At 46.2% G+C, this 9,045-nt stretch carries 7 protein-coding genes and 1 pseudogene; 3 read left to right on the top strand and 5 right to left on the bottom strand.

What is annotated here, in order from left to right:
• From ASN18_RS01575 to ASN18_RS01565, 3 genes and pseudogenes are all read left to right on the top strand, one after another.
• Window positions 1–510, top strand: a 510-nt coding sequence (locus ASN18_RS01575) for a pentapeptide repeat-containing protein (RefSeq protein WP_236861425.1), incomplete at its 5' end; no start/stop codon positions are given.
• 101 nt (window positions 511–611) lie between these two features.
• Window positions 612–1,385: pseudogene (locus ASN18_RS01570) on the top strand (linear amide C-N hydrolase); the annotation flags it as partial.
• A gap of 70 nt (window positions 1,386–1,455) precedes the next feature.
• On the top strand, window positions 1,456–1,749 hold the full coding sequence (locus ASN18_RS01565; protein WP_353740358.1) for a linear amide C-N hydrolase: 294 nt from the start codon (window positions 1,456–1,458) through the stop codon (window positions 1,747–1,749).
• A gap of 48 nt (window positions 1,750–1,797) precedes the next feature.
• Here ASN18_RS01565 and ASN18_RS01560 read toward each other — a convergent pair whose 3' ends face one another.
• The 5 genes from ASN18_RS01560 to ASN18_RS01540 all read right to left on the bottom strand — a co-directional run bounded on the left by ASN18_RS01560 (window position 1,798) and on the right by ASN18_RS01540 (window position 8,867).
• A complete protein-coding gene (locus ASN18_RS01560; protein ID WP_085050849.1) occupies window positions 1,798–3,459 on the bottom strand; it encodes a carboxylesterase/lipase family protein in 1,662 nt (553 codons plus the stop codon).
• Between the two features lie 228 nt (window positions 3,460–3,687).
• Window positions 3,688–4,893: a pyrophosphate--fructose-6-phosphate 1-phosphotransferase gene (locus ASN18_RS01555; RefSeq protein ID WP_085050848.1), complete on the bottom strand. Its 1,206-nt coding sequence runs from the start codon at window positions 4,891–4,893 to the stop codon at window positions 3,688–3,690.
• A 153-nt stretch (window positions 4,894–5,046) separates the two neighbouring features.
• Entirely contained in the window at window positions 5,047–5,538 is a 492-nt protein-coding gene (locus ASN18_RS01550; protein WP_085050847.1) for a metallophosphoesterase, read from the bottom strand.
• Between the two features lie 5 nt (window positions 5,539–5,543).
• Window positions 5,544–5,954, bottom strand: coding sequence for an Hsp20/alpha crystallin family protein (locus tag ASN18_RS01545; RefSeq protein ID WP_085050846.1), 411 nt, complete (start codon window positions 5,952–5,954; stop codon window positions 5,544–5,546).
• A gap of 327 nt (window positions 5,955–6,281) precedes the next feature.
• Window positions 6,282–8,867 carry a S8 family serine peptidase gene (locus tag ASN18_RS01540; RefSeq protein WP_085050845.1) on the bottom strand — a complete coding sequence of 862 codons (2,586 nt, stop codon included), beginning with the start codon at window positions 8,865–8,867 and terminating at the stop codon, window positions 6,282–6,284.
• Window positions 8,868–9,045: the final 178 nt, after the last annotated feature.

The following is a 9,045-nucleotide window of genomic DNA, read 5'->3' as shown; positions in this document are numbered from 1 at the left end:
GCCAATCTTTTTGGAGCCAATCTTGAAAGAGCCAGTCTTTCTGGAGCCAATTTTTCTTTAGCCAATCTTGAAGAAGCCAATCTTGAAAGAACCAATTTTTCTGGAGCCAATCTTTTTGGAGCCAATCTTGAAAGAACCAATCTTTCTGGAGCCAATCTTTCTGGAGCCAGTCTTGAAAGAGCCAATCTTGAAAGAACCAATCTTTCTGGAACCAATCTTGAAGAAGCCAATCTTGAAAGAACCAATTTTTCTGGAGCCAATCTTTTTGGAGCCAATCTTTTTGGAGCCAATCTTTCTGGAGCCAATCTTTCTGGAGCCAACCTTGAAAGAGCCAGTCTTGAAGAAGCCAATCTTGAAAGAACCAATTTTTCTGGAGCCAATCTTTCTGGAGCCAATCTTTCTTTAGCCAATCTTTCTTTCGCCGATCTTAAAGAAGCCAATTTTAAAGGAGCCAATCGTACCGGAATGATCTATGATGGGGCGAACATTGATGGTGTGATTTGGGACTAATAAATTTTATTAATCAAGGTATGGTTTGCAGCCAAACTAAAACTCCAATATGACATGTTCTACCATATGTTTGGTTGAGTTTATAAAAATACGGAGGGCTTATGAAAGGATTATTGCTGGTCATTACCGCTGTCTTAGTTTTGTTGTTGTCACAAGCTGCCTTTGCCTGTACGGATATTCAGTTGACCGCTAAGGACGGTACGGTACTTGTGGGAAGGACACTTGAGTGGGAGGGAGTGTTAAAGAATGCCGCAGACGGCACCTCTCATATATACAGCCAGTTTGACTTTGCACTACGCGCCTGGCCTCTTGGCAACAAGATTACAAGCCTCAAGCCTGACGGCACAAAAGGGGCAAGCTGGAGTGCGAAATATGCCTATTTCGGGTTTGTCGGCAATAAAACCTCTGCCGATGTGTCAGACGGGCAAAACAGTGCAGGACTGTCATTAGAGATGCTCTATTTCCCTGGATACGCAGAGTACCAGGATGTCAAACCCGGTGATACTAATGTAATAGCTACAGATGATTTTGGTTCATGGCTGCTTGGCAATTTCGACAGCGTTGATGACATTAAACGACAACTGCCAAAGATGATAGTGTGGGGTAAGCCCAATGCGGCGATGGCTAATCAAATCCCTCAGTTCCACTTTGTAGTTCATGACAAAAACGGCAAGAGCATCATCATAGAATACGTAAAGAAACAACTACATATCTATGATAACACCGCACTTGTCCTGACAAACAGTCCCGACTACGCATGGATGACCAGCAATCTCAGTAACTATATAAATCTATCTCCTGACAATGTCGTCAGGACATTTGGCGCTTTAAAACCCTTTGGACAGGGTACCGGCATGATTGGGATTCCCTGGAGATTACACCCCTCCTTCGCGGTTTGTAAAGGCCGCTTACCTTGTTTTTTACGCAAAACAACCGGATACGGCAATGGAAGGCGTCCGCTCTGTTATTCATATACTGAACAACGTAGACATACCTTTTGGTTCTGTGAGGGAGAAGACACCAGATGGAAACTATATCCAGGATTATACGATGTGGAAGGTTGTTAAGGACCTGAAAAATGGCGTCTGGTACCTTGACACCTATGAAAATGCAGGCAGTATTATTAAAATCGACCTGAAGGAGGTCTTTGCAAACCCTGACCGCTATATGAAACCTGTTGGGCTGTCTGATATTCCCTACCCCGGTGTGCCGACAATCAATGATTTACTTAAAAATTAGCTGCCGCAGTTTAGCCCCGGATTGTCCGAACAATCCGGGGTGATATTGTCAGTTACTTGTAACGCCTCCGAGGTTATACCCTATGCTGTCCCAGAAGTTGGTGCAAATTGGATATGTGACGCCTGTTACGGCGCCCTGGGAGTTGCCTTGGAATAAAAATACGCTTGAATTGTTAGAAAAAGCAGGCCATGATGGACTGGAGCCGCCGTTTGGTGTGAGATTTTTTGCAAAATTCGCCCAGAACTGCCCCATCATATTCGCAACCACCTGCTCGGAAGAGGTAAAAGTATGCCCTGTGTCAACAGCCGAATTAAATACAAAGGGCAGCTCTGCCTCATGGCATGTCTGGTAGGAACATTCAGTCACCGTTGGATTCATATTAAACGAAGGAACTACCTCAAAACCATAAGCAAACATGTTTTGGTTTGTTTTGGCAGCATTTTTTAACGCATTCATATTTCCACAGAGGAATATATAGTCGGTGATAAGACTGCTCATCTGAGTAGAAGCTGTCTTGGAGTTACATTTATATCTCGGTTCTTGTTTAATGTCTGAAGCGTAGCTGCCAAACATTACATCAATTATCCCGTTATATTCCAGACAAGTCATATTATCGCCAGCGAATGTCAAATAATGCTCAAACAATGTGCCTTCGTCCCTGTTTATTCCCATGATAGTCGGCTTTGTCAACTTTCCTTTTGAAATTGCTACAATAGGCTCCTGCTCGATTACCGTTCCATCGACTATAGGCGCCCAGGGAAGGACATCGACCAGGCCGTTCATAGTTATTAAGGACAATATGTTTTTATAGTTTAACGAGGCCGTCAGTACATCTGCTACCGACTTTCCTTTAATACATGTGACATTTACAGCCTCATAGTCGGTATTACAGCCGATGGTTTTAACAAAAGCATTACCATATGCCTGAGCCTTGTCCGGTGACCTGTATGGTATTCCAAAGGGATTGCTTTCCATGATGCCTGCCCTGAAAAGCGGCTTACTGTCGGGGGCTGCGCTCAGATGGATACCGACTGACATAGCGCCTGCACTTTCACCGAATATGGTTACTTTTGACGGGTCACCACCGAATTGAGCTATATTGTTTTGTACCCATTTAAGGGCAAGCTGTTGGTCTAAAATCCCGAAATTGCTATTGATGGTTGAACCGTACTTAAGAAATCCAAACACACCAACGCGATAATTGACAGTCACTACAACAACGTTTTGTGAAGAGGCAATGTATGCACCGTCATACAATGGAGATGCAGAGCCTCCAAAAATAAAAGCCCCGCCATATATAAATACCATTACCGGCAGCGACCCGCTTGCGCTGGGGCTTACAGGGGTCCACACATTCAGAGAGAGGCAGTCTTCACTAATATTAGTCTGCCCTGATTGTGGACAATAAGGGCCGAATTCCGTTGCCGCAAATGTACCGTTCCATGTCTGCTTCTGTACAGGAGCTGCCCAACGGTTGCTCCCTGCGGTAGACTCTGCGAAGGGTATCCCTTTATATGAATATGCAGTTGTTCCGCTTGCACTGCTGTTACCGCAAATAGTTCCCTGTACTGTGCTGACAACAACGCCTTGTGAACAACTTGTTGCGGCTATTCCCTGTGAAAACAGCAGAGTGATTGCAGCAAGCATTATTGCAATCATAAGAGATGTCTTCATTGCAGTATTTGACAAACATTGCACCTTAGTTTTCATACGATATACCTCCTTAAATTAAGAGAGACCACATTTGTTTTATGGCAAAATGCCAATATCAGCCGGGCACCAGGGCAAGGCACTGCCTGCAGGTATAGTCCTGCCAGGTATTCTCTGACCGGTGTACTACTCTATCAGTCTGTCTATGGATTTGTAAAGCATTTGTTCGTTAGATATGTGTGATGGAAATACATCCCCCCGTCTAAAATGAGGGGGGATGTTTACAGATTATTTGAAATCGGGCTGACCAATCTCTTTTAGCAAGGTTTTGTACCAGCTTACTTCCGGATTGAAGGGTTTGCCGCCTTGTATGCGCTCAAACTCTATTGCCCTAAGAACTTCATGACGCTCCTCATCGTGTCCAATTATACCGGGTACTCCTTTAACCGCCATTTCTACTGCCATGTCAACCATTGACTTTATCAGCATTAAATCCTGTTTGTTTGGCCTTGCTGCCCGTGAAAAATAGCCGCTCTTCTGAACAAGCACCTTCCCCGCGTTTGTCTTTGCCATCAGGACATCGGCGTGCCACTGCCCAACGTTTACCTTGTCAAGTTTGACGTGTCCGAAGGCATCGCGCGGCACTTCCAATCCCTTTGCCTCAAGCTCCTTCACGATTCCAGATGCACCAGCGCCCTCTGATATAAATATCTTGGCGCTGTCATTTTCCTCTATCCTCTTTTTCAGGTGTTCTGCCAGCTTATCCAAATCGTACTCAACCTCAGGTATTAAGACGGCGTCTATACCATAGACGTCCTTGTCAATGCCAAAGTTCTCCGGGAAATCGGTCTTTTTCACCAGTGCATTATAGTCGTAGGCAGTCCTTGCGGTCAGATAGCCGCAGTTCCTTCCCATGACTTCATGCACCAGGAGCATCTTGGGATTTGCAGATGTCTCGGCCACCACATTTAAGAAAAAGCGCGCGCCTTGTCCGGCTGCCGTAAATGCCCCAAGTGTCTGCGCAATAGGTGTAATATCATTATCTACGGTCTTTGGAAGGCCGATAACAGTCAGTCCATAACCATGGGTATAGAGATATTTTGCAAGTTCGGCTGCTGTGAGGCTTGTGTCATCGCCGCCTATGGTATGAAGCACTTCAATGCCCAGAGACTTAAGGTTTTCTGCCGCAACCTGAAGCGGGTCTTCGCCCTCTTTGACCAGGCCTTTCTTTACGCAGTCCTTTACGTTTGAGAGCTTCACCCTGCTGTTGCCAAGCGGACTGCCGCCAAAATTTTGTAACAGGTGGGCCGACTTTCTCACCTTTGGTGTGACTTTTAAGAAGTTCTTTCTGAGAAGCCCATCATAGCCGTTTGTGAAGCCTATGATTTCCGTCTCGGGCGATATCTCCGTATAACGCTGAATCAATCCGCCCACCGCAGAGCTTAGACACGGGGCAAGGCCTCCGGCTGTCAATAGAGCTACTTTCTTTGGCATTGTTAAATCCTCCTGAGTGTGTTTAAATTATATGCCGCCGCATGTGCTTACTTGCCGTCGGCTGAATTGTTTCAAATCAAAGCCCTGTGATTATAAATATTTTAAAGCGATTTTTGCAAAAATATTTCTTTGACAGACGCACCCGCAATTCTGTCAGCCCAGCCCGATGATGCGAGCCTCCATCGATTTTGTATCTAAAATTGCCACAGTCGGGCTGCCGTGAAGCCACCCACAGAGCTCCCCGGGATTTAAGATATATGTGCCGTTACGCTGCTGCGCCTCCGGTTTGTGCGTGTGACCATAGATAAGCACATCGCAGCGGTTGTCTTTCACGATGGAGTCCACGAGGAAGTGTTCGTGAATCATGACAAATTTCTTGTTGTCGATGGTAAATTCGTGAGGCTGTCTGTGTATCCAGCCATTTGTTTCTAATTCCAGGGGGCCATGTGATAAAATGCCGCTGTCGTTATTACCGAAAATCCCGATGAACTCGGCGTTTAAATCCTCTATTGTCCTGAGGGTATTGACGGTGGTAAAGTCGCCTGCGTGCAGGACATATCTGAGATTGCTTTCGTTGAACACCCTAACAGCTTTTACTAAGTTTGACATATTGTCGTGTGAGTCCGACATAACGCCTATGAGCATCTTCTTTAAATACCTGTCTTTGGTATCGTAACGCTTAGGACGCCGTCGTTGAGCAATATCTCAATGGCGCCAGTGTTTGCCGAGCAGGGGAGTTTAAAAGACCTCATAAATCGTCCAAAGCTCCTCTCCATGCAGTGAAAGTATTCCCTGTCAGAGTGTATGCCTGGTTTTCGTTCGCCTTTTATTGAAATGATGTTATTCTCTTCAACGGTGACTGAGATATCTTCGAGTCTGACGCCTGGGATGTCTGCTTGTACTATGATTCCCCCTTCCATCTCAAAGATGTCAAACGGCGGGACCCATGTGTACGCACGAAGCGAGTCAAGGTTGCCCTGTGCATCATGGTGAAAAAGGTTATTCGCCCTCTCACGCAGAAACACGAGTCTGTCTGTATCATCCCAAAACTTTTTGCCCATCTGTGATATTCTAATATATTTCGGTGTGTTTTGTAAATGCCATGCTTGGGATGTCTGAGCCGTATGCAGGAAATCCGCCTGTACGGTTCGGAGGGAGGGGAGGCGAAAACCTCCCCTCCCCCTATCAGTTTTTATGCCAAAATGCGGTTAAAACGAGTTTTAAATCTCTCATGTCGTCTTTACATGGGCACAAAGATGTTGTCATTTCCCATTCATAAAAGACTGGATTCCAGCCTCCGCTGGAATGACAACATAAAAATACATAGTGCGTTTGCCCTGCTTTCAACCGCCATTGCCAAACACTTCAGGTGGATTCAGCCCCGAAGTTTATTTCCATTTTGTCCCAAAGGAGTTCCATCTGCCGCCGGAATAGAAATATACATACCCGTCAGTCCATGCCAAAAGACCAGTGCCATTTGTAAAGAACTGGATATAGTACGTGCCGCTCGTGTCAGTTCCTGTTGTAATACCTCCTGATTTTGTCCCGAAAAATGAGGTGTATTGACTGTAAAACGCGTTAATCCATGCGCCTGCCCTGGTAGTTTCATTCCAAACTAACCCAAGAGAAGAGTTCCAGCCGCTGCCGGTCACGCCTGTATAGAAATATATAATCCCGTCTGCGTATGCCAGAATTGCCCTGCCATTGGTAAACCACTGGATATAGAATGTACCGCCCGCGTCAGTGCCTTTTGTCACACTACCAGACTTTGTCCCAAAATATGCGGTATATTGTGTAGCTGCTGCATTAATCCATGCGCTTGCCTTCGTGTGGTCTTCACTTGTAAACACTGCAGTTACAGACTTTGCAGAGGAAACAGTAACGGTACATTGTGAACCGCTTGACGAATCACACCCGCTCCAGCTTGTAAGACTTGATCCAGAGTTTGCCGCTGCCGTCAGCGTTACAGATGTACCTACCGTATATGACGCCGAACACGCCGTGCCGCAGCTTATCCCTGCCGGGGCGCTTGTTAGTGTGCCTGTGCCCGTGCCGGATTTTGTTACAGTCAGGTTGTATGACACTAATCCAAACTTTGCTGTTACGCTTTTTGCCGAGGTAATCGAAACAGTACATCGTGTACCGTTTGTCGAATCACAGCCTGACCAGCCTGTAAAAGTAAACCCTGAGTCAGGCGTTGCCGTCAGCACTACCTGTGTGCCTGATGTATATGACGCCGAACACGTTGAACCGCAGCTTATCCCCGCCGGGGCGCTTGTTACCGTGCCCGCACCAGATTTTGTTACACTCAGGCTGTAAGTTAATACATCAAATGCTGCCGTTACACTTTTATCTGAGGTAACAGAAACAGTACACTGTGAACCGTTTGTCGAATCACACCCGCTCCAGCTTGTAAGACTTGATCCGGAGCTAGGTGCTGCCGTCAGCGTTACCGATGTGTCTGATGTATATGATGCTGAACACGTTGAGCCGCAGCTTATCCCCGCCGGAGTGCTTGTCAGTGTGCCTGTGCCCGTACCGGATTTTGTTACACTCAGACTGTAAGTGTTTAACAATGTGTTTAAGGCCGCATCCAGTTGAAGCCGGGGCTTTTTTATATTATTGCGATAGTCGGTTATTGAAGTCCCGGTGCTTGTAAGGGCGCTTAGAATCTCTGTAACCGATGCCGCAGGTCTGGCCTGCTTCAGCACTGCCCATGCACCGGTCACATGCGGGGTAGCCATTGAGGTTCCACCCCATGTGGCATATCCAGCGTTAGGTATTGAAGATTTAATAGAAGACCCCGGTGCCAGTAAACTCAAGAAGCTCGCGCTGTTTGAGTAGTAAGTAACCGAGTCTGAGCTGTCTGTTGCACCAACGCTGACAGCCGTAGAAATGCACCCGGGGGTGCTTATCCCATTTGTATCTCCATCGTTGCCTGAGGCAATAACCGTCGCAGCACCTGCAGAACGAAGATTGTCTATCGCTGCCTTTGTAGCTATGTTTTGTATGTCACAGTAATCGGAATAAGAATCGCCGCCAAGGCTCATATTTGCTGATGCTATCGAATAAGTATCCTTTAAAGCGTAAACCCTTTCAAGCCCTTTGATTATATCTGAGTCATAAGCGCCTACACAAGTAAAACTTAAGCCACATGAGAGGACGTCTTTTATTAGTGAAAACACCTGAATTGCTATAATGCTTGCACCTGTTGCAACCCCTGATGATTGACCAGTGTTCTGCCCTGCTGCGATACCTGCCACATGTGTTCCATGGTCACATTTACCGGTTGAACAAGCACCAGCATATGGCATTGCAGCGCCGCTTTCAGTTGAGTCCGTTACACCGCCTGGACAAACAGAGTAGACGTAAGATGAGGAGTCATTCGTAGAGTAGCAGGCCTCAGACACTACCTTACCCGTAAGAATGGGATGAGTTTTATCGACCCCTGTGTCTATGATTGCCACCGCATAACCCGTGCCGTCATACCCGCTTGACCAGGCGGTTGGGGCGCCAACCTTAGTGATATTCCAGTTCACCAGCGTGGGGAGTGAGAGTTTATCTTCTTCGACAGAGCTGACCCCGGCAGCTGACAGCACGGCGTCAAGCGCTTCTGCGTCAACGGTCATCGCTATGTGTGGGATATACTGATATTTGTAATGAGAAATGACATTTACTGAAGCCAGCTGTCCCATTACATGTTCCTGTGCCCGTGAAATTGAGCGCATCTGCTCGTCGGCTTGCGCCGTGGATAAGCTGCCCATTGGATGAAAAGCGGCTTCAACTTTTACAATAATCCTGACAGAGCCTTTGCGGGCGGCCTGCAATGCCAGTTTTTCATATCCACCGGCTGACGATACCCTGGCCTTTAGCGAGACAGGCAGTTCACCGGCATATACGCTTAAAGCTAATGCGCTGATACAACATACAACAAAAAAAGAGACTACCCGCTTACTTAGTTTCCAGGTTTTCATAAAGCCCCCTCTTATGAGTTATTATTCAGAGCTGCTGTATGATTATATACAATTATATACATAGAAGAGTAAATATATCAAATAAAAAGAGAGTATCACTAAAAGATAGATATATGTTATAATAATCCTCAGAAAGATAAAAAGGAGGATAAAAAACATGAACTGTCCAAAGTGCAAG

The organism is Candidatus Magnetominusculus xianensis, from assembly GCA_001541255.1.
Classification (GTDB): domain Bacteria; phylum Nitrospirota; class Thermodesulfovibrionia; order Thermodesulfovibrionales; family Magnetobacteriaceae; genus Magnetominusculus; species Magnetominusculus xianensis.
The sequence above is the reverse complement of the archived record's forward strand: the minus strand, read 5'-3'. Positions and strand labels throughout refer to the sequence as shown.

Bases quoted from the DNA above. Each gene is read 5' to 3' on its own strand.
- ASN18_RS01565 (WP_353740358.1), top strand. From the start codon at position 1,456: ATGGAAGGCGTCCGCTCTGTTATTCATATACTGAACAACGTAGACATA.
- ASN18_RS01560 (WP_085050849.1), bottom strand. From the start codon at position 3,459: ATGAAAACTAAGGTGCAATGTTTGTCAAATACTGCAATGAAGACATCT.
- ASN18_RS01555 (WP_085050848.1), bottom strand. From the start codon at position 4,893: ATGCCAAAGAAAGTAGCTCTATTGACAGCCGGAGGCCTTGCCCCGTGT.
- ASN18_RS01550 (WP_085050847.1), bottom strand. From the start codon at position 5,538: ATGCTCATAGGCGTTATGTCGGACTCACACGACAATATGTCAAACTTA.
- ASN18_RS01545 (WP_085050846.1), bottom strand. From the start codon at position 5,954: ATGGGCAAAAAGTTTTGGGATGATACAGACAGACTCGTGTTTCTGCGT.
- ASN18_RS01540 (WP_085050845.1), bottom strand. From the start codon at position 8,867: ATGAAAACCTGGAAACTAAGTAAGCGGGTAGTCTCTTTTTTTGTTGTA.